Source organism: Haladaptatus salinisoli (genome assembly GCF_020614375.1).
In the GTDB taxonomy this organism is placed as follows: Archaea; Halobacteriota; Halobacteria; order Halobacteriales; family Haladaptataceae; genus Haladaptatus; species Haladaptatus salinisoli.
Genome location: NZ_CP085327.1, coordinates 1,513,591 through 1,531,335, shown reverse-complemented (window position 1 = coordinate 1,531,335; position 17,745 = coordinate 1,513,591). Strand labels below are relative to the sequence as shown.

Below are 17,745 nucleotides of genomic sequence, written 5' to 3'. Positions count from 1 at the left end.
CGTGCGACTGATACACGTTCTCGTCCCCGAGGAGCGGGAGGAGGACGTTCTCGGGGTGCTCGACGAACGGGACGTGGACTACGTCGTCATCACCGCGTCGGGGGTCGCCGACGGCGGAACGCTGGTCGAGTTTCCCCTTCCGACCGACGCCGTCAGCGACGTGCTCGGGCGGCTCCACGAAGCCGGTCTGGACGAGGAGTCGTACATCGTCGTCGGCACCGCGGAGACCGCGGAAACGTCCACGATGGAACTGCTGGAGAATAGGTACGCGAGCGATTTTTCGCCGCTGGCGACAGACGAACTCCGGTCGAAGTCGCGGGATATGTCGCGCGACCCGTACTCGTTCGTCTGGATGATCATCCTCTCCGCAGTCATCGCCGCCGGGGGGTTGCTCATCGACTCGCCCGCCGTGGTGGTCGGGTCGATGGTCATCGCCCCGCTGGTCGGACCCATCCTCACGACCGGCGTCGGCGTCGTCACGGGCGACCGGAAGATGGTCGCCGACAGCGTCGGATTTCAAGTGGGCGGTCTCGTCGTGGCGGTCGTCGCCGCGACGCTGTTCAGCTTCTTTCTCCGCCTGACCGGGTTCGCACCGGTCGGCCTCGACGTCTCCTCGCTGGAACTGGTGACCGTCCGCCTCGCGCCGACGCTCATCACGGTCGCCATCGGTCTCGCGGCGGGGTCCGCCGCCGCCTTCGCCCTCACCACGGAGGGACCGACGGCGCTGGTGGGCGTGATGATCGCGGCGGCGCTCCTTCCCGGGGCGGCGACGGTCGGTATCGCACTCGTCTGGGGGGCGCTCGTCGTGGCGCTCGGCGCGGCGCTCCTGCTGGCGGTGACCGTCCTCGTCATCAACGCCGCCGTCATCGTGACGCTCCAGTATCTCGGCTACCGGTCGGACGGGGGCGGTTCGAGCGTGCCGTCGAGCGGTACGGGAATCATCGGACTGGTCGTTCTGGTCGTCGTCGTCGGTGGCGTCCTCTTCGGCACGTACCATCAACTGTCGTTCGAGCGGGAGACGACGAGCGCGGTCGAGGACGTGCTCAGCCGCCCGGCGTACGGCGGACTCGACGTGGTTGCGGTTCGAACCGAGTACGACGCGCCCTCCGGGTCTCGAACCGTCACCGTGACGCTGAGCCGAACGTCGAATCGGTCGTATCCCACCCTCGCCCGAGACATTCAACGTCGTATCGCCGCCCGAACCGGTCGTTCGCCCGAGGTTCGCGTTCGCTACCGGGATTATCAGGTCGCCGAACCGCGGTCCGGCTACCCCTCGAACGGGAGTTCGGGTTCGTAGCCGATGGCTTCGACCGCGGCGTCGAGCGTCTCGGTGACGTTCTCGTCCGCCTCGACGCTCATGAACAGGTCCGCTTCCACGTCGGTCGAGAGGTCGGCCTTGTTGCAGACGGTGAGGACGGGCACGTCGCCGAACTGCTCCTCGACGGACTCGCGGAGTTCGAGCTGCGCGTCGAGGGGGAAGCCGCAGTAGGCGCTCGCGTCGACGATGAACAGGATGCAGTCCGCGAGGTGGGTGAGCGCAGAGACGGCTTGCGATTCGATGGCGTTTCGCTCGTCGGCGGGGCGGTCGAGCAGACCGGGGGTGTCGACGATCTGGTAGCGAATGTGGTCGCGCTCGAAGTGGCCGACCCGGACGCCCTTGGTCGTGAAGGGGTACTCCGCTATCTCGTTGCGGGCGCGGGTCACGGCGTTGACGAACGACGACTTCCCGACGTTGGGGTAGCCCGCGACGACGACGGTCGGGGCGTCGGGGGAGATGTCGGGAAGTTTGCGGAGGTCGTTTCGCGCCGCGCCGACCCGGTCCAAGTCGTCCTCTACCTCCTCGACCACGTCCGCCAGACGGGCGAACCCTTGTTTGCGAACTTTGCGCGCGTAGTCGATGTCGCCGCGGAGTTTCCCCTGGTACTCGCGTCCTATCTCCTTCGTCTTTCGGGAGGCCCACTGGATTTCGGAGAGGCTCTTTCGCACCTCGTCCACCTCCACCACCGCGTCCGCGAGTTCGTAGTAGAAGGGGTCCACCTCGCGGAAGTCGGGCCACGACGTGACGACGTTCTGGAGGTTGTCGGAGAGGACGTTCGAGGCGGTCTGGAGCATGGACTGTTGGGCCTGGACGCCGCTCTTGGCCCGCCCCGCCCGCGCCGCCCGCGAGAACGCCTTGTCGATGAGTTCCTCCGACGTGGGCGTCGTCGGCAGGGTCTCGAAAATCATAGTCCTTCGTATGGCCTCCCCCCTTAAAAGGCCGTCCATAGCGTCGTTCGACCGATTTCGGCGGGAAGCTTTTGCTCGTCCGAGTCGTACTTCTTCGTCATGACCGACTGGTACGCGGTCCTCGTCGGATTCGTCGTCTCGGTGCTCGCGGGTATCGTCGCGTTCGCCATCCCCGGAATCGGGCACGTCGGAGCGGGGCTCATCGGCGGGTTCGCGGCGGGCTACGTCGCGGGCGGCGGACTGGGGCGGGGCTTCTGGCACGGCCTGCTCGCCGGGGCGCTCGGCGGAATCGCCGTCGCGCTCTTCCTCGGCCTCGCCGGAACCGTCATCGGCGGACTGATCGGCGGCCCTCCGGGGTCGCTGTTCGGCGGCGTCGGCGTCTTTCTGGCCGCCGCCTTCGTCGCGCTCCTGTTGGCGCTCGACAGCGCGGTCGGCGGCGCGGTCGGCGGCGTGCTGAAAGGACGGTAACGGGGGCGCGGAAGTCGGCGGCGTCGAAAGGACAGTCGTTTTCCGCCGCCGGGTCGAACCACCGCCATGGCCCACATCGACGCCAGCACGGTACTTCCGGCGGAGCGCATCCGGCGAGCGGTCGCCTCGGGACGAGTCTCGCAGTTACACCGCGGCGACCGGTACGCCGACGAGGGCGACACCTTCGACGTCGACGGCGAGACGTTCGAGGTGGTCGAAGTCACCGAGCGAAAACTGGGCGATTTGACGGACGAAGATGCGCGGGCCGAAGGGTCGGAGGATTTGGATGCGTACCGGGAGCGGTTGAATCGAGTCCACGAACACTTCGAGTGGAACGACGACGCGACGGTGTACCGACACCGGTTCGAGCGGGCGGAGTAGCGACGGGCTACCGCCCGAACTCACCGCCGCTCGGCCAGCTCCGACCGCAGGTCCGCCAAGTCCATATCCTTCATCGCCAGCAGGACGAGCAGGTGGTAGACGATGTCGGCGCTCTCGTGGGCGATCTCCTCGCGGTCGTCGTCCTTCGCGGCCAGCACGAGTTCCGTCGTCTCCTCGCCCAGCTTTTCGAGGACGGCGTTCTGTCCCTTCTCGTGCGCGAACAGCGACGCGGTGTACGAGCCCTCGGGGAGCGTTTCCTTGCGGTCCTCGATGACGGCGAAGAGGTCGTCCAGCACGTCGCTCATGGACCGATCTGGGCGACTTCCCGGATGTCCTGTAGTTCGTCGAACTGGGCGCGCTTCTGGTGACCGTGCTCGAACACCTCCTCCGCGACCTCGATGGGCGCGCCCGTGCGGGACGCCAGCGCCAGCGAGTCGCTCGGCCGCGCGTCCACGACCTCGTGGCCGCGCGGCGTCTGGATGTGGAGGTCGGCGATGTAGGTGTTGTCCTTGAGTTCGCTGACGACCACGCGCTCGATTCGCCCCCCGAGTTCCTCCATCACGTCGAGCAGGAGGTCGTGAGTCAGCGGTCGCCCGATGTCCTCGGCCTCCATGCCTCGGGCGATGCTGACGCCCTCCTCGAAGCGGATGAAGATGGGGAGGACGTCGTCGCCGTCGTTCGGCGCGAGCACGACTACGGGGAGCGGGCCTTCACCCGTGGCGGCGACGCGCACCGCGTCGATTGAGACGTTCATACCGGAACCGAAGCGGGCCAGCGCCAAAAACTTGCTTACCGCTCTTCGCGCGTCGCACTCCCCGGTCGCGGCGGTCGCTGGCGAATATTAGTACAACGAGAGGTCGCCGGTCACCCGGTCCACGAGGTCGTCGTCCGCCGGGCCGACCGCCAGCGCCGTAACCGTCCCGGGGTCGAGCTGCGTGTGCCCCGCGTCGCGGACGATCGCGTGCGGCAGGCCCTCCGCCCGCGCTTTCTCCGCGAGACGGAAGAGTTCGCTCTCGCCGTCGGCTTTCAGGACGACCTTCTTCTGTCCCTCTCCCTTCCACCGTTTTCGCGCCTTCCGTCCCGTCTCCTCGTAGGCGGACAGGGACGCGTGAGCGACCTGCGCCGCGAGTTTCCCCTCGCCCATTCCGACGTCGGTGCGGGCGACGATGGCTTGTTTCATGCTGGTGCGTCCGGGAGGATGGGGTAAAACGCTGGCTACTCGATTCGGGAAGAGTCATCATAGCTTACATGAACGTCCGAACGTGCTCCTCGACGCCCTCTTTCGTCCCGACAGCTTCTTCCGAAAGCGCGCTCCCCGTCCGAGCCTCGGGGGCGCGTTCGCCGTCGTCCTCGTCATCTCCCTCGTCACGACCGTCGCGCTTGGCGCGATCGGGTGGCAGATGAGCCGGGGGATGATGGCGACGGGCGTCGACAATCCGAACCGACCGCCGGATTGGGTGTGCGAAGAGCGAACCGGAACGGACGTGGGATTCCACGGCTGTGACCGCCCGAGGAAGGTCCCCCTCGGGGACGTGATGTGGGACTTGGTCGGAAAGACGCTCCCGTTCGTCTTCGTCGCTCCGTTCCTCGTCTGGATAGCGTCGGCCATCGTCCTTCACGCCCTCTCCGCGTTCGGGGGCGGCGAAGGGTCGTTCGGCAACACGGTTTCCATCACCGCGTGGGGGATGCTCCCGTCGCTCTTCCAGACCGCCGTGGGATTCGGGCTCCTCTATCTCACCCTCAGAGACGCCGAACTCGGCGGCAGTCCGGAGGCGGTCGCGGAGCAGTTGCGGTTGCTCGTCTCGAAGATACGGGGAGGCAGCCTCCTCCTGTCCGCGGTCGCCTCGCTCTGGCACTGGTACATCTGGACGTACGGCCTGAAACACGCTCGGAACCTCTCGACCGAAGCGGCTGGGACGTCCGTCGGCGTCGTCGCCTTCCTCGTGTTCCTGTTCGGCGCCGTCTGACGACCGGTGGGTCTTTACTCACCCACGCCCGTTCTACCGACATGATACTCTCTGACGCCGACATCGCTCGCCGCCTCGACGCGGGCGACCTCGTCGTGGAACCGATAGACGAACCGGAGCTACAGATTCAACCGGCGAGCATCGACGTCCGACTCGGCGAGGAGTTCCTGGAGTTCAAGCGCACGAACATCCCCTGCATCCACCCCGACAGCGAGCAGGAAGTCGAGAGCTACGTCACCGAAACCGTCGTCGACGAGGGCGACGAGTTCATCCTCCACCCCGGCGACTTCGTGCTCGGAACGACGAAAGAACGCGTCGAGATTCCCGCGGATTTGCTGGCTCACGTCGAAGGGCGCTCGTCGCTCGGGCGGCTCGCGGTCGTCGTCCACGCCACGGCGGGGGTCGTCGACCCGGGTTACCGCGGCCAGATAACGCTCGAACTGTCGAACCTCGGCACCGCCCCCGTCGCGCTGACGCCCGGAACGCGAATCTCGCAGCTCATCTTCACGGAACTCAAGAACTCGGCGGAGCGCCCCTACGGTTCCGAGCGCGGGTCGAAGTACCAGGACCAGGCCGGTCCGCAGGCGTCCCGAATCGGCAGCGACCACGAGTACGGGGGTGAGCAGATGTGAGGTTCGCCGAGGAGATAGTCGTCGACGAGTTCCTCCCGACGTTTCGCTCGATGCTCGCCGAGGACCTCAGAGAGCGCGGGCTGACACAGAGCGAGGTGGCCGACGCCCTCGGCATCAGCCAGAGCGCCGTCTCGAAGTACGCCCACGGCGACGTGGCGCAGAACGCCCGAGTCCGCGAAGACGAGCGAATCGTGCGCCTCGTGGACGAAATCGGCGACGGGTTGGCGACGGGAAGCATGAGTCGGGTACAGGCGCTCGTGGAGGTGGAGGTGCTCATCCGTCGACTCGAAGACCACGACCTCATCTCGCAGCTTCACGAGGAGCGGATGCCGGAACTCGAGGGCCACGGCGGGGATTTCAACGTCCACGACCCGGACGACGAACTCCGGGCGACGGAGCGCGTCCTCTCGTCCGTGCGCCGGGGGCTCCGCGTTATCGAGCAGACGGGAGGATTCACGTCGCTCATCCCGGCGGTCGGGTCGAACCTCTGCGAGTGCCTCCCCGGCGCGGACGGTATCGACGACGTCGCGGGCGTTCCGGGCCGCATCTTCGACGTGAAGGGGCGGGCGACCATCCCCGCGAAACCCGAGTTCGGCGTCAGCGAACACGTCGCCTCCATCCTGCTCGCGGCGCGGAGCCACGGCGTCGACGCTCGCGCCGCTCTCAACGTTCGGTACGACCCCGACATCGTCGCGCGACTCGAGGACCTCGGGCACGAAACCGCTGAGTTCGACGCCGAGTACGACAACCTCAGCGAGGCGGTCGGCGCCGCCTTGGACGAGACTCCCGACGCGACGGTGCTCTATCACACCGGCGGCTACGGTATCGAACCGATCACCTACGTTCTCGCCGACAGCGCGGAAGAGGCCGCGGACATCGCTCGGAAGCTCGTCTGAACGTCCCGCCCGCTCACACCTTCGTCTTCTCGCCCCGTCGCACTTCGCGGACGATTTCGTCCCCCAGCACCTCGTCACGTTCGCTTCGGAGGCGGTCGACTTGCTCCGCGAACGAGACGAGTTCCGAGACGGCCTGCTCGCGCCCGTCGACCCGGCCGACGGGGTGAACCGTCGAGAACCGATTGTCGATGCTGTCCACCAGCGCGAGCTCCCACTCGCCCGCGATCGTCGCTTTCACCGCCCGCACCGCGAGCTCCGCGTCCCGATGCCGGAGTCCGATCTCGTCGCCGCGGAGGGGCGACCGTTCCCACTCGGCGGGAATGTCTCCGCTATCGGGTAGCGACATACCTTCTCGTTGGTCTGCCGGCCGGGTGTGTACCGTGCCTGCCTATGCGGGTGGTTTATCTGCCGAGGACGAACTGGCACACACAAAGTATATACCGTCCCGGTATCACTGTTCAGACACCTCGGGTAGGGGTACACGAGGTATACTTTTTATAGAACGGACCGCTCAGCCCCGTGCTTCGACGATTATCTCGTCGTCTTCGATTCGCTCGACTCCGTCCTCCGAGAGGGCGAACGTGTTCTCGTCGCTTCCGCCGACGCCGAATTCGGTTTTCATCTCCTCGACCACGGCCGGTTCGGCCTCGACGTGCGCCGTCCCGTGCCGTACGTCCTCGACGATGCCGAGTTGGGTTCCGTCGGCGTCCACGACGCGCTTTCCTTCCTCGTCTTTGGTGAGGGCGACCGTCATGGGAGAAAATCCGCCGCGCGTGGCCTTCAGGGCTGTGGCCGTTTCGCTCGCGCGGCGGACGGTCGCCGATACGCCCGGCCGAAAATCCCCATCCGGCGCTACGAACCCTTCTATGAAAGGGGGCAAGACTTTCGTCCGCTGTGCGCCTGCTTAGCACATGAACCTTCGGGACGCCTTCGACGCCCCCGCCCCCGCGATCGTTCTCGCGGAGGGGGCGTTCGGAACGATGGACGGAAAGACGGCCAACGGGGTCGTCATGCACAGCGAGCTGTTCGACGCGCGGGCGGTCGTCGACTCGACTCGCGCGGGGTCGGACGCCGGCGACGCGCTCGGCCGACCGGACGTCGCCGACGTACCGGTCGTCGCCTCCACGAGCGAGGCCCTCGAACGCGCCCCCGACGCCGAAGCGCTCGTCGTCGGCGTCGCGCCCGCCGGCGGCGCGCTTCCCGACGAGTGGGTCGAAGATATCGAGGAGGCCGTCCGCGCAGGGGTGGACGTGGTGTCCGGCCTCCACGTCTTCCTCTCCGAGCGAGAATCGTGGCGGAACCTCGCGGACGAACACGGCGCGCGCCTCTTCGACGTGCGAAAGCCGCCGGAGGAAGACGCTCTCCGGGTGGGCGACGGGCGGGTGGACGAGGCGGACGCCGACGTCGTGCTGACCGCCGGAACCGACTGCGCCGTCGGAAAACGCACGACGACGTTCGAACTCTACCGCGCCGCGAAGCGCGCCGGACTGAACGCGGGGTGGGTCGCCACCGGCCAGACCGGAATCATGGTCGGCGCGCACCGCGGCGTCGTCGTCGACCGCGTCCCCGCCGACTTCACCGCGGGCGTCGTCGAAGACCTCGTCCACGCCGTCGCCGCGGAGCGCGACGTCGTCTTCGTCGAAGGGCAGGCCGCGCTCACCCACCGCGCTTACTCGGGCGTGACGCTCTCGCTCCTCCACGGCGCGTGGCCCGACGCCGTGGTGCTGGCAGACCACCCGGACCGCGAGGGGAGAACCCACTTCGAGCAGTGGTCGGTCGCGGGCGTCGAGACCGAGATGGACCTCGTGGAGGAACTCTCGGACGCCACCGTCGCCGCCGTCTCGACGTGGGCCGACCCGGCGGAGGTCGACTACCCCGTCCCCGCCGCGAACGTCTACGACGAGGGCGGGCCTGACGACCTCCTCGCCGCGGTTCGGGCGGTGCTATGAGGATCGAGCGCGTCTCGGTCGAACCGCTCGACCTGGCCCTCCGCGAACCGTTCGAAATCTCGCTCGGCACGCAGCGCCACGCGAACAACCTGCTCGTGACGGTCGAGACCGACGGCGCGACCGGGTACGGCGAAGGCTCGCCGCTCACCCCCGTCACCGGCGAGACGCAGGCGGCGGCCCTCGCGACCGCTCGGGCCGCCGCCGACCTGTTAGACGGGCGGAATCTCGCCGACTACCGCGACCTCGTCTCGGAGGTGCGGGCGACGTTCCCCGGCATGGTGTCGGCGCTGTTCGCGGTCGAAACCGCGATTCTGGACGCCTACTGTCGGGAGCGCGGGATGCCGCTCTCGGAACTGTTCGGCGGGTCGCCGAGAACCGTCACCACCGACCTCACCGTCCCCATCCTCCCGCCGGACGAGGCGAGAGCGCGGGCCGAGCGGGCGGCGGCGGAGGGGTTCGACCACCTGAAGGTGAAGACCGGCACGACGGTCGAAGACGACGTTGCGCGGGTCGCCGCGGTCCGCGATGGCGCGCCCGACGCGGGACTGACGGTGGACGCGAATCAGGGGTGGACGCCGAAGGAGACCGCCCGATTCGCTGACGAACTCGAATCGCGGGGAATCGACCTCTCGCTCGTCGAACAACCGGTTCCGGCGGCCGACGTGGTCGGTCTCGCGCGAGCGCGCGAGGCGGTGTCGGTTCCCGTCGCCGCCGACGAATCGGTGTTCACCCCCGAGGACGCGATTCGGGTCGTCCGCGAGGACGCCGCGGACGTGATAAACGTCAAACTCGGCAAGTCCGGGTTGCTGGCGGCCCGGGACATCGCGGCCGTCGCGGAGGCCGCGAACGTCGAACTGATGGTCGGTTGCATGCTCGAAAGCGCGGTCGGCATCCACGCCAGCGCGCACGTCGTCGCGGGCGTCGGGTCGTTCTCGCACGTCGATTTGGACGGAAACCTCCTGCTCGCGGAGGACGTGGTTCCCTCGGAGCGCGGGCCGACCATCGAGGTCTCCGGCCCGGGACACGGCGTCGTCCCCGAGTGACGAATCCGCCGCGACCGGCCCGAGGCCCGCGCGAATCGCTATCATTCGGCAGTCGCGCCGGCGTTTGAAAACCCCTTTACCCGCGGATGGCCGACTCCGGCCCAATGAGCTACAAGATCGGTCTGGTCGGGAAGCCCTCGGTGGGAAAATCGACCTTCTTCAACGCCGCGACGATGAACGACGTGCCGGAGGGCGCGTACCCCTTCACGACCATCGACCCCTCCGTCGGCGAGGCCTACGTCCGGGTGGACTGCGCCGCGCCCGAGTTCGAGGAATCCTGCACCCCCAGCGTCGGTTTCTGCGAGGAAGGAACCCGCTACGTCCCCACGAAACTCGTGGACGTGGCCGGGCTGATTCCCGGCGCGCACGAGGGGAAGGGCCTCGGCAATCAGTTCCTCACCGACCTGAACGAAGCCGACGTGCTGGTGCACGTCGTGGACTTCTCCGGTCGGACCGACATCGAGGGCGAACCAACCGAGGGCCACGACCCCCGCGAGGACGTCGCGTTCCTCGAAAACGAACTCGACATGTGGTACCTCGAAATCCTGGAGAAGGGCATCGAACGCTACCGGTCGGGCTACGACGGCGACGAGAAGCACGTCGAGGAAGACCTCGCCGAGCAGATGAGCGCGTTCAAGACGAACAAGGACGAGATAAAGCAGGTCATCCTCTCGCTCGGGCTCGAACTCGACCCCGAGACGTGGGGGGACGACGACCGCGAGGCGCTGGCCCGCGAGGTTCGCAAGCGCACCAAACCGATGGTCGTCGCGGCGAACAAGATGGACACGCCCGAAGCGCGGACCAACTACGAGGATATCGCGTCCGACCCCGACTACGACCACCTCACCGTCGTTCCGGTCAGCGCGCACGCCGAGAAGGCGCTGAAGAAGGCCGACGAGCGCGGCGTCGTCGACTACGACGCGGGCGACGCCGACTTCGAGATAACGGGCGACGTGAGCGAGGAACAGGAAACCGGATTGGAGCGGATTCGGGAGTTCACCGCGGAGTTCGGCGGGACGGGGGTCCAACGCGCCATCGAAGCCGCGCTGTTCGACGAACTGAACCTCATCGCGGTGTTCCCCGGTTCCGCGAACGGAACCGCTAGCGAGAAGGGCGTCTTCCGCGACTGCTTTCTCCTCCCCGGCGGTTCGACCGCCGAGGACTTCGCCTACCACCTCCACAGCGACATCGGTGACGGGTTCCTGCACGGCATCGACTGCCGAAGCGAGCGCCAGATAGGCGCGAGTTCGGAGTTGGACCACCGCTCCGTCGTGGAGATCGTTTCGACGAACCAGTAGCGCTAAGGGGAACCTCCGACCGTCGTGAGGGGGGTCCGAACGACCTCGAAGTCGGCGCTGCAACCTCTCCTCCCGTCGCTCCTCGAAGCGCTATCGCGAGATGTTCCGCCCCTCGGATTCGATTACCCGTTCGACCTCGTCGAGCGTCAGCACCGCCATGTCGCCGGGGATGGTTCGTTTGAGGGCGGCGGTCGCCGCGCCGTACTCGAGGGCGGTCGGCACGTCCTCGCCCGCGAGTCGCCGGGCGAGGAACCCCCCGACGAAGGCGTCGCCGGTTCCTATCGGGTCGACCGTCTCGGTGTCGAAGGCCGACTGGCGTATCTCCTCGCCGTCGTGGAGCGCCAGCACGCCGTCGGCGCCGCGAGTCACGATAACGGTCTCGAAGTCCCACTCGGCGGCGAGTTCGCGGGCTATCTCCTCGGCGTCGCCCGACCGGTCGAGCACGTCGCGGGCGTCGCGCTCCGCCGTCACGAGCACGTCGACCATCGGGAAGAGGTCGGCCAGGCTGTCGCGCGCTTCGGCGGGCGACCAGAGCTTCGAACGATAGTTCACGTCGAAGGCGGTCGTCGTCCCCGCCTCCTGCGCCGCGGCGAGCACCTCGCCGACGGTCGACTCCAGCGTCGACGAGAGGGCGGGGGTGATTCCGCTGGTGTAGAAGAGGCGGGCGTCTCGAATCGCGTCCAGCGGAACGTCGGCGGGGCGGGTCGTCGTGACCGCGGCGTCGGAGCGGTCGTAGATGACGTTCGTCCCGCGCGGGTCGGTACCGTATTCGAGGTAGTACACGCCCTGTCGGCCCTCGTCGCTCCACGCGATATCGGTGTCGATGCCGTACTGGCGGAGACCCGCGACCACGCGCCGCCCGAGGGGGGAATCCGGAAGCTTCGAGAACCACGTCGCCGCCGCTCCGAGTCGGTGGGCGGCGATGGCGACGTTGCTCTCCGCGCCCGCGGCCCGGAGTTCGAGGGTGGCCGTGCTCTCGATTCGCTCGTAATCGGGGGGCGAGAGGCGTAACATCGTCTCGCCGAACGTTACGATATCGGTCATGTCCACGAGATTGGCCGCGGGAGTCATAGTTCGCCCGGTCGCGGGATTCCAGAAGGAGTGGAATTTTCCACAGCCGCAATCTATATTGTACGTTGCTTAACTAGAATAGCCATTGATCGCCGCATGAGTAACCGGAAATGGAAGCAAACGGAGTATTCCGAAGGGGGGGTGTTCGAGAAAGACCTCTACGACACGCTTCCCGACGTATTCTATGCTATCGACCGTCGGTGGCGGCCGCGACGCTGGAACGACCGCTTACCCGAACGAACCGGGTACACCGACGAAGAAATCGCAGAGATGCATCCGTTGGAGTTCATCGCCGACGAGGAACGCGAAGAGGTGGTGAAAGCGGCCCTCGCGGTGTTCGAACGCGGAGAAACGAGAACGTACGACGCGCATCTGCTCACCAAGGACGGCGACCGAATTCCGTACGAGTTCAACGGGTCGCCCATCACGGACGAGGAGGGAACCGTCGTCGGGTTGGCGGGCACGGGGCGGAACATCTCGGAGCGAAAGGAGCGCGAGCAGGAGCTACAACGGTACGAAACCCTGTTCGAGACCGTCGACGACGGAATCTACGCTCTCGACTCCGACCTCCGGTTCGTCGCCGTCAACGACGCGTTCGCGTCGATGACCGGATACGACCGCGACCGACTGCTCGGCATGCACGCGTCGGTCATCAGCAGCGATGCGGGGTGGGAACGAGGCGTTGAACAGGCGACCGAGATGGTGGAGGGGAGCCGCAAGGTGGCGGCCCTCGAATCGGAACTCGTCCGAGCGGACGGAACGCTGCTCCCGGTCGAAACTCGATTCACCTTCCTCTCCGACGAGGCCGAGGCGGTCGTCGGCGTCACGCGCGACGTAACCGAACGCCGGGAACGCGAGCGAACCCTGCGCCAGCAGCGCGACGAACTGCGGACGCTCGACCGCATCAACTCCCTCATCCGCGAACTCGTGCTGGCGCTCGCGTCGACGGCGACCCGCGACGAGGTCGAGCGAACGGTCTGCACTCGCTTGGCGGACTCCAACCTCTACCGGTTCGCGTGGATCGGCGAACGAGACCGGACGACGGGGTCGGTCGCGCAGCGAAGCCGAGCGGGAATCGACGACGGGGCGTGGGACATCATCGAGGCGGGAACCGAGGACGGAGCGTGGGAACGCCCGGCCAGCGTGGTGCTCCGTACCGGAACGCCGGTGGTCGTGGACGACATCGCCACCGACTCCCGATATCCGGAATCGGTGCAAGAGGCCATCGCCGACACGGACATCCAATCCGGAATCGCGGTTCCGCTCGCACACGGGAAGACGATCTACGGCGTCTTGGTCGTCTACGCGACCCGCCCGGGGGCGTTCAGCGAGCGCGAGGCCGCCGGCTTCGAAGCGCTCGGCGAACTCGTCGGGTTCGTCATCGACGCCGTCGAGAGCAAGCGGCTACTCCACGCGGACCGGGTCGTCGAACTGGAGTTCCGACTGACCGACGAAACGGCGTTTTTCACCTCGATATCGGCTCAGTTCGACGCGACGTGCGTTCTCCAAGAGATGATTCCGTCTCGAAGAGAAACGCTCCTCGAGTACGTTCACATCGAGGGGATACCGGAACGCGAGGTGGTGCGACTCGCGGAGCAGTCGGACGCGGTTCGCCACGTCAGGTTGGTCGGGGGGACGCTGTTCGAGATCACGGTCGCCGGCGCGTCGCCGGTTCTCTCGCTGATCGAACGGGGCGCGTCCATCACGAAAGCGGTCGCGGAGGACGGCGAAGCGCACATCGTCGCCGAACTCCCGCCGGACGCGGACGTTCGTGGCATCGTCGAAGCGCTCGAAGACGAGTTCCCCGACTCCGAACTGGTGGGGAAGCGCGAGCGCGAACGACCCGCCCGAACGGTCGACGAGTCACGGGCTGAACTCGAAGTCGACCTCACCGAGCGTCAGTCGATAGCCCTTCGGTCGGCGTACGTCGCGGGCTACTTCGATTGGCCACGAGAGAGCACCGCGGAAGAGGTGGCCGACGCGCTCGGCGTCACCTCGGCGACACTCCACCAGCACGTCCGCAAGGCCGAGAAGAAGCTGCTCGCCGCGTTTTTCGAGGAGTGACTACCACGGGGCGAACGACGGGTCGACCTCGCGCTCCCGCTCGTCGATACCGTCGATTTTGGCGATGTCCTCGTCGTCCAGTTCGAGGTCGAGGGCGGCGAAGTTGTCCTCGATGTGGTCGCGGCCGGTCGCCTTCGGAATCGCGGCGACGTCCTTCTGCATCAGCCACGCGAGGCTGACCTGCGCTTCGCTGGCGTCGTGCTTCTCGGCAACCTCGTTCAGTTCGGGCACGCCGAACACCTCGCCGCGGGCGAGCGGGGAGTAGGCCACGAGCTTGACGTCGTTCGCTCTGGCGTACTCGACGAGTTCGTCCTGCGGGAGCAGGGGGTGCATCTCGACCTGGTTGGCGAAGAGGGGCGCGTCGAGCGTCTCCCGCGCCACGTCCAGTTGTTCGGGCTCGAAGTTGCTCACGCCGACGTGCTCTATCGTCCCCTCGTCGTACAGTTTGTCGAACGCGGCGAGCGTCTCCTCGGGGTCGTACTCGCGGGCGGGCCAGTGGATGTAGAGCAGGTCGAGGTAGTCGGTGCCGAGTTTATCGAGGCTCTCCCGGGTGCTGGCGAGCACGTCGTCGTAGGCGAGTTCGTCTATCCAGACCTTCGTGGCGAGGAAGAAGTCCTCGCGGTCGACCGACGACCGTTCGATTCCCTCGCCGACGTGCTCCTCGTTGCCGTAGGCCTGCGCGGTGTCGACGTGTTCGTAGCCGAGGTCGAGGGCGTACCGCACGCTCTCGACGCACTCCTCGGGGTCGGTGTTCTGCCACGTTCCGAGTCCGAGTTTCGGCGGGCCGTCGCTGGCGTCGTATGTCATCGTACTCGGAGCAAGGGTCAGCGCGAAAAAAGGGGTTGCGGCGGCGGAAATTCCGGCGGGATTCGCAACCGGCGGAGGCAGCGATTTCGAGCGTCGGGCGGTTCGGAGTACGAAATCTATATCCGAACGATTCGCGGAAACCGCCGTCGAGGGTGGGAGTTCCGGAGAACTTAACCCCGCTCCGACGGACACCCCGTGTATGCGAATCGCACTGCTGGGGGGAACCGGCGATATCGGGCAGGGACTCGCGCTCCGCTGGGCGTACGACACCGACCACGAGGTCGTCATCGGTTCGCGCGACCCGGAGAAGGCCCGCGCGATGGCCGAGGAGTACGAGACCGAACTGGACAGTCTGGGCGTCTCGCGCTCCATCAACGGCTTCGCCAACGGGATGGCCGCCGAACGCGCCGACGTGGTCGTGCTCGCCGTGCCGCCGTTCTACGTCCGCGATACGGTCGAGGCCGTCGCGGACCGCCTCGCCGAGGCGGACGTGCTCGTCACCCCGGCCGTCGGGATGGACCGGGACGAAGGCGGCTTCCACTACAAACCGCCGAAGGCGGGGAGCGTGACGCAACTCGTCGCGGAGTCCGCACCCGAGGGCGTGCCCGTGGTCGGCGCGTTCCACAACCTCTCGGCCGACCGCCTCGCCAACCTCGACGTCGAACTCTCGCAGGACACCCTCCTCGTGGGCGACGACGAGGACGCCAAGGAGACGGTTCGGACGCTCGCCGAGGAGATAGAGGGTTTGCGGGCGCTCGACGCCGGTGGTATCGCCAACGCCGCCGAGGTCGAGAGCGTGACGCCGCTGCTCATCAACCTCGCGCTCAACAACGAGGGGATGCACGACGTCGGCGTCCGATTCGACTAGGTTCGACGCGCGAAAGCTTTTGAAACCCTCAATTGGTGATCGGTTTTAACGGCAGCGCTAAACGCAGGGCGCGTACTCAGCACAGTACCTCTGACGGTCTCTCGGTAGGTCCTTTGGAACGGGCTGAATTGACAGCGCACCGTTCGTAGGCCGACGTTCGATGTAATCGTTGATTAGGAGGATGGCGACTAGTGAAGAGGACTCCGGTGTTGGGCAACTCGTCGCATAGTCATCCAACTTCGTTGTTCGATTCTCCGAAAGGAGATTCCTCGGCGGGCGTTGAAAGCGGCGTAATTGCGGCAGTGCGCTGGGCGACCGTCGCAATCCGCACCACGTGTGAAAAGGGGATTGCAAGTACGCTAAACGCGAGCATCAACACGAACAAGACGAATGCTGGCATTCCCGCCAACGCCACGGCCTCGCTCGGGCCACCAACGTAGAGGAGTGCATCAGGATCGAGCTGCTAATCGTCGGGAGGGCGACGTACAGTAACAGCCGCGAGAGGCGGGCGAGTTCGGATTGGATAGAGGGATACGAAGTACTGCCGGGCGGTATCCACCTGCTCCACGCTGTCTATCAACTCCTCAAGTACCTCCTTAGAACCTTCCGTCAGCTCGTCATCGTGCACCGTCCGTAGGCGGCGAGCCTCGGTTAACCGCTGCGCGAAATCGATGCGCAAGCTGGCTGCGAGCGTAGTGCAAGTATTTTGACCGGCCGTGAGAGAACATCGGTAATTTCGTCGGTGTTCGCCGTGGTCGTCGACACGATCTCGTCACACTCGTCGACGAGTCGGTCATCATGGCCTTTGCCCTTGGTTCTGCCTCCGAACCGTTGGGCGTTCGTTCGGGTCCCGTCAAGCCGAACGGAGAGGAAGCCGGCCGGCGTAGCTGGCATGGTAGCTCTCTGGATTGTCTCTTCGGTGCGGTCGCGATACGTGATGATATTCTGCATTTGTTCGCGCAGTTGTCCGGGCGTATGGAATTTTCGCGAGGGGACTAACTTAATAATCGCAACGGCGACGGAGATCAAGGCCGTGATGCTCGTGAAGCGTCCTTGCGCTAATGGCCAAGATTCACCCCCGACCGCCACTGTTTTTCCCGGTAGGAGCTCTTTATCCTTCCGGTAGAGAATTCATAACAAAGCGGGATTCGAGCAATAATCATCCTCAAGAAACCCTGATGACCAGCTTGATATTCACCACTATTAATTCCGGGAACACTCGCGAACGACCGCGTCTCTCGTCGGAGGCAGCATATAATGTCTGACGGGGCAACCTTCGAGATGCTGGTTTGTGAGACTGGCTGGGTTGAGATCCGGAACCCAGCGGACAGTGATCACCAGTGGTTGATGGCAGACACGACTGTCGAAGTTCGTCAGTGAGGACGTCTGAGAGCGACGACTGCCAGCGGAACGCTCGACGTCTTCCCGCCGGAGGACGAAGCCGAGTCCGAACCGGCGGAGTGCGACTGTGACGGCCTCGGTAATTTCCCGTGCTTCGAACGTGGGCCAAGAGAAAAAATCTCCGGGGCCGATTAACATACTTTCATACACAAGGGATAACAGTGTCTCGAGAAGAGGAGTTCGAAAGATAATCCAAGCCCCGTTTTCTACTATTAGTAGAATACCCCAGAACTATTCGATTCCTCCGTACATACTGGACAAAAACGGGATAATTACATGGTTACTGGAATATATGTAATACATTTGTTAATTATCGGCTGCCGGTATTAATTTTGCTCAGAATGCAATGATTGAAACAGTCGGCGTACCAACAGAATGGTTATGTTTCCACAACCCTCACGGATTAAATCTGGTGGTTTAAAGCTATTTAGCCGAAAAGAATCCCGAATCTAAATTACTCCTGCGGTGAAAACGCAGGAACGTACGATACGAAAGTAAATTAATGCCAAATGTAATATATCAAATACACCTTCTTAGCGGCGAGTGTTTTTTCGTACACTTGTCGGGATGTATGGATTGAGCACCGAGAATGAGCTAAATAACAAAATCGGGGTCTACCCTAAGCAAGGAGTGTCGTTTATGAGACGCAGTGTGTTTTCCCTCATCGTCAATGA

20 protein-coding genes and 1 pseudogene are annotated in these 17,745 nt (G+C 65.4%); 11 read left to right on the top strand and 10 right to left on the bottom strand.

From position 1 onward, the window contains the following. Nucleotide 1: 1 nt before the first annotated feature. Entirely contained in the window at nucleotides 2–1,297 is a 1,296-nt protein-coding gene (locus LIX00_RS08425; RefSeq protein WP_227352753.1) for a TIGR00341 family protein, read from the top strand. Here LIX00_RS08425 and LIX00_RS08420 read toward each other — a convergent pair. Then, complete coding sequence (locus LIX00_RS08420; RefSeq protein WP_227352752.1) at nucleotides 1,267–2,226, bottom strand: NOG1 family protein; 960 nt, start codon at nucleotides 2,224–2,226, stop codon at nucleotides 1,267–1,269. The genes LIX00_RS08425 and LIX00_RS08420 overlap by 31 nt on opposite strands. A 99-nt stretch (nucleotides 2,227–2,325) precedes the next feature. Between LIX00_RS08420 and LIX00_RS08415 the strand changes: the two genes are divergently transcribed. Together LIX00_RS08415 and LIX00_RS08410 are read left to right on the top strand one after the other, a co-directional pair. Continuing rightward, nucleotides 2,326–2,694 carry a DUF5518 domain-containing protein gene (locus LIX00_RS08415; RefSeq protein WP_227352751.1) on the top strand — a complete coding sequence of 123 codons (369 nt, stop codon included), beginning with the start codon at nucleotides 2,326–2,328 and terminating at the stop codon, nucleotides 2,692–2,694. Nucleotides 2,695–2,760: 66 nt separating this feature from the next. Beyond that, on the top strand, nucleotides 2,761–3,075 hold the full coding sequence (locus tag LIX00_RS08410) for an ASCH domain-containing protein (RefSeq protein WP_227352750.1): 315 nt from the start codon (nucleotides 2,761–2,763) through the stop codon (nucleotides 3,073–3,075). A 20-nt stretch (nucleotides 3,076–3,095) separates the two neighbouring features. Here LIX00_RS08410 and hisE read toward each other — a convergent pair whose 3' ends face one another. The 3 genes from hisE to pth2 form a co-directional block, all read right to left on the bottom strand. Continuing rightward, the gene (gene hisE / locus LIX00_RS08405) at nucleotides 3,096–3,380 is read right to left on the bottom strand and encodes a phosphoribosyl-ATP diphosphatase (protein ID WP_227352749.1); all 285 of its coding nucleotides are present in this window, start codon (nucleotides 3,378–3,380) and stop codon (nucleotides 3,096–3,098) included. Next, a complete protein-coding gene (locus tag LIX00_RS08400; protein ID WP_227352748.1) occupies nucleotides 3,377–3,829 on the bottom strand; it encodes a bifunctional nuclease family protein in 453 nt (150 codons plus the stop codon). Before LIX00_RS08400 ends, hisE begins: the two co-directional genes overlap by 4 nt. Before the next feature lie 87 nt (nucleotides 3,830–3,916). Then, a complete protein-coding gene (pth2, locus tag LIX00_RS08395; protein WP_227352747.1) occupies nucleotides 3,917–4,255 on the bottom strand; it encodes a peptidyl-tRNA hydrolase Pth2 in 339 nt (112 codons plus the stop codon). Between the two features lie 82 nt (nucleotides 4,256–4,337). On the opposite strand from pth2, the gene LIX00_RS08390 reads away from it, so the two are divergent. Genes LIX00_RS08390 through LIX00_RS08380 form a run of 3 tightly spaced genes read left to right on the top strand, consistent with a single transcriptional unit; the run spans nucleotide 4,338 to nucleotide 6,570 of the window. Continuing rightward, nucleotides 4,338–5,042 carry a Yip1 family protein gene (locus tag LIX00_RS08390; protein ID WP_227352746.1) on the top strand — a complete coding sequence of 235 codons (705 nt, stop codon included), beginning with the start codon at nucleotides 4,338–4,340 and terminating at the stop codon, nucleotides 5,040–5,042. Nucleotides 5,043–5,083: 41 nt separating this feature from the next. Then, entirely contained in the window at nucleotides 5,084–5,674 is a 591-nt protein-coding gene (gene dcd, locus LIX00_RS08385) for a dCTP deaminase (protein ID WP_227352745.1), read from the top strand. Further along, nucleotides 5,671–6,570 (top strand): thiamine-phosphate synthase family protein, encoded by a 900-nt coding sequence (locus tag LIX00_RS08380; protein WP_227352744.1) that lies wholly within the window; start codon nucleotides 5,671–5,673, stop codon nucleotides 6,568–6,570. The genes dcd and LIX00_RS08380 overlap by 4 nt, the downstream gene beginning before the upstream one ends. Before the next feature lie 13 nt (nucleotides 6,571–6,583). On the opposite strand, the gene LIX00_RS08375 is transcribed toward LIX00_RS08380, so the two are convergent. Together LIX00_RS08375 and LIX00_RS08370 are read right to left on the bottom strand one after the other, a co-directional pair. Continuing rightward, nucleotides 6,584–6,916, bottom strand: a complete 333-nt coding sequence (locus tag LIX00_RS08375) for a hypothetical protein (RefSeq protein WP_227352743.1) — start codon at nucleotides 6,914–6,916, stop codon at nucleotides 6,584–6,586. A 165-nt stretch (nucleotides 6,917–7,081) separates the two neighbouring features. After that, nucleotides 7,082–7,324, bottom strand: a complete 243-nt coding sequence (locus LIX00_RS08370) for a DUF8593 domain-containing protein (RefSeq protein WP_227352742.1) — start codon at nucleotides 7,322–7,324, stop codon at nucleotides 7,082–7,084. Between the two features lie 157 nt (nucleotides 7,325–7,481). Between LIX00_RS08370 and LIX00_RS08365 the strand changes: the two genes are divergently transcribed. From LIX00_RS08365 to LIX00_RS08355, 3 genes are all read left to right on the top strand, one after another. Continuing rightward, nucleotides 7,482–8,519, top strand: coding sequence for a DUF1611 domain-containing protein (locus tag LIX00_RS08365; protein ID WP_227352741.1), 1,038 nt, complete (start codon nucleotides 7,482–7,484; stop codon nucleotides 8,517–8,519). Beyond that, complete coding sequence (locus tag LIX00_RS08360; RefSeq protein ID WP_227352740.1) at nucleotides 8,516–9,562, top strand: dipeptide epimerase; 1,047 nt, start codon at nucleotides 8,516–8,518, stop codon at nucleotides 9,560–9,562. The genes LIX00_RS08365 and LIX00_RS08360 overlap by 4 nt, the downstream gene beginning before the upstream one ends. A 104-nt stretch (nucleotides 9,563–9,666) precedes the next feature. Then, entirely contained in the window at nucleotides 9,667–10,860 is a 1,194-nt protein-coding gene (locus tag LIX00_RS08355; RefSeq protein WP_227352739.1) for a redox-regulated ATPase YchF, read from the top strand. Between the two features lie 90 nt (nucleotides 10,861–10,950). Here the strand turns inward: LIX00_RS08355 and kdgK1 are convergent, their stop codons facing one another. Next, entirely contained in the window at nucleotides 10,951–11,904 is a 954-nt protein-coding gene (kdgK1, locus tag LIX00_RS08350) for a bifunctional 2-dehydro-3-deoxygluconokinase/2-dehydro-3-deoxygalactonokinase (RefSeq protein WP_227352738.1), read from the bottom strand. A gap of 123 nt (nucleotides 11,905–12,027) precedes the next feature. Here kdgK1 and LIX00_RS08345 point away from each other — a divergent pair, with 123 nt between their 5' ends. Continuing rightward, nucleotides 12,028–13,995: a bacterio-opsin activator domain-containing protein gene (locus LIX00_RS08345; protein ID WP_227352737.1), complete on the top strand. Its 1,968-nt coding sequence runs from the start codon at nucleotides 12,028–12,030 to the stop codon at nucleotides 13,993–13,995. Here the strand turns inward: LIX00_RS08345 and LIX00_RS08340 are convergent, their stop codons facing one another. Further along, nucleotides 13,996–14,802, bottom strand: coding sequence for an aldo/keto reductase (locus LIX00_RS08340; protein ID WP_227352736.1), 807 nt, complete (start codon nucleotides 14,800–14,802; stop codon nucleotides 13,996–13,998). It lies immediately after the preceding gene. A gap of 199 nt (nucleotides 14,803–15,001) precedes the next feature. On the opposite strand from LIX00_RS08340, the gene npdG reads away from it, so the two are divergent. Continuing rightward, the gene (gene npdG, locus LIX00_RS08335) at nucleotides 15,002–15,670 is read left to right on the top strand and encodes an NADPH-dependent F420 reductase (RefSeq protein ID WP_227352735.1); all 669 of its coding nucleotides are present in this window, start codon (nucleotides 15,002–15,004) and stop codon (nucleotides 15,668–15,670) included. 229 nt (nucleotides 15,671–15,899) lie between these two features. Here npdG and LIX00_RS26490 read toward each other — a convergent pair. Continuing rightward, nucleotides 15,900–16,349, bottom strand: a pseudogene (locus LIX00_RS26490) (DUF7972 family membrane protein). After that, on the bottom strand, nucleotides 16,322–16,759 hold the full coding sequence (locus tag LIX00_RS08330; protein ID WP_497007338.1) for a DUF7972 family membrane protein: 438 nt from the start codon (nucleotides 16,757–16,759) through the stop codon (nucleotides 16,322–16,324). The pseudogene LIX00_RS26490 and the gene LIX00_RS08330 overlap by 28 nt, the downstream one beginning before the upstream one ends. Nucleotides 16,760–17,745 lie beyond the last annotated feature (986 nt).

What these genes read in the sequence shown, in the direction of transcription:
- LIX00_RS08375 (WP_227352743.1), bottom strand. Translation starts at nt 6,916, where the DNA reads ATGTCGCTACCCGATAGCGGAGACATTCCCGCCGAGTGGGAACGGTCG.
- LIX00_RS08340 (WP_227352736.1), bottom strand. Translation starts at nt 14,802, where the DNA reads ATGACATACGACGCCAGCGACGGCCCGCCGAAACTCGGACTCGGAACG.
- hisE (WP_227352749.1), bottom strand. Translation starts at nt 3,380, where the DNA reads ATGAGCGACGTGCTGGACGACCTCTTCGCCGTCATCGAGGACCGCAAG.
- LIX00_RS08370 (WP_227352742.1), bottom strand. Translation starts at nt 7,324, where the DNA reads ATGACGGTCGCCCTCACCAAAGACGAGGAAGGAAAGCGCGTCGTGGAC.
- dcd (WP_227352745.1), top strand. Translation starts at nt 5,084, where the DNA reads ATGATACTCTCTGACGCCGACATCGCTCGCCGCCTCGACGCGGGCGAC.
- kdgK1 (WP_227352738.1), bottom strand. Translation starts at nt 11,904, where the DNA reads ATGACCGATATCGTAACGTTCGGCGAGACGATGTTACGCCTCTCGCCC.
- LIX00_RS08365 (WP_227352741.1), top strand. Translation starts at nt 7,482, where the DNA reads ATGAACCTTCGGGACGCCTTCGACGCCCCCGCCCCCGCGATCGTTCTC.
- LIX00_RS08410 (WP_227352750.1), top strand. Translation starts at nt 2,761, where the DNA reads ATGGCCCACATCGACGCCAGCACGGTACTTCCGGCGGAGCGCATCCGG.
- LIX00_RS08415 (WP_227352751.1), top strand. Translation starts at nt 2,326, where the DNA reads ATGACCGACTGGTACGCGGTCCTCGTCGGATTCGTCGTCTCGGTGCTC.
- LIX00_RS08360 (WP_227352740.1), top strand. Translation starts at nt 8,516, where the DNA reads ATGAGGATCGAGCGCGTCTCGGTCGAACCGCTCGACCTGGCCCTCCGC.
- LIX00_RS08400 (WP_227352748.1), bottom strand. Translation starts at nt 3,829, where the DNA reads ATGAACGTCTCAATCGACGCGGTGCGCGTCGCCGCCACGGGTGAAGGC.
- LIX00_RS08345 (WP_227352737.1), top strand. Translation starts at nt 12,028, where the DNA reads ATGAGTAACCGGAAATGGAAGCAAACGGAGTATTCCGAAGGGGGGGTG.
- LIX00_RS08355 (WP_227352739.1), top strand. Translation starts at nt 9,667, where the DNA reads ATGAGCTACAAGATCGGTCTGGTCGGGAAGCCCTCGGTGGGAAAATCG.
- pth2 (WP_227352747.1), bottom strand. Translation starts at nt 4,255, where the DNA reads ATGAAACAAGCCATCGTCGCCCGCACCGACGTCGGAATGGGCGAGGGG.
- LIX00_RS08420 (WP_227352752.1), bottom strand. Translation starts at nt 2,226, where the DNA reads ATGATTTTCGAGACCCTGCCGACGACGCCCACGTCGGAGGAACTCATC.
- npdG (WP_227352735.1), top strand. Translation starts at nt 15,002, where the DNA reads ATGCGAATCGCACTGCTGGGGGGAACCGGCGATATCGGGCAGGGACTC.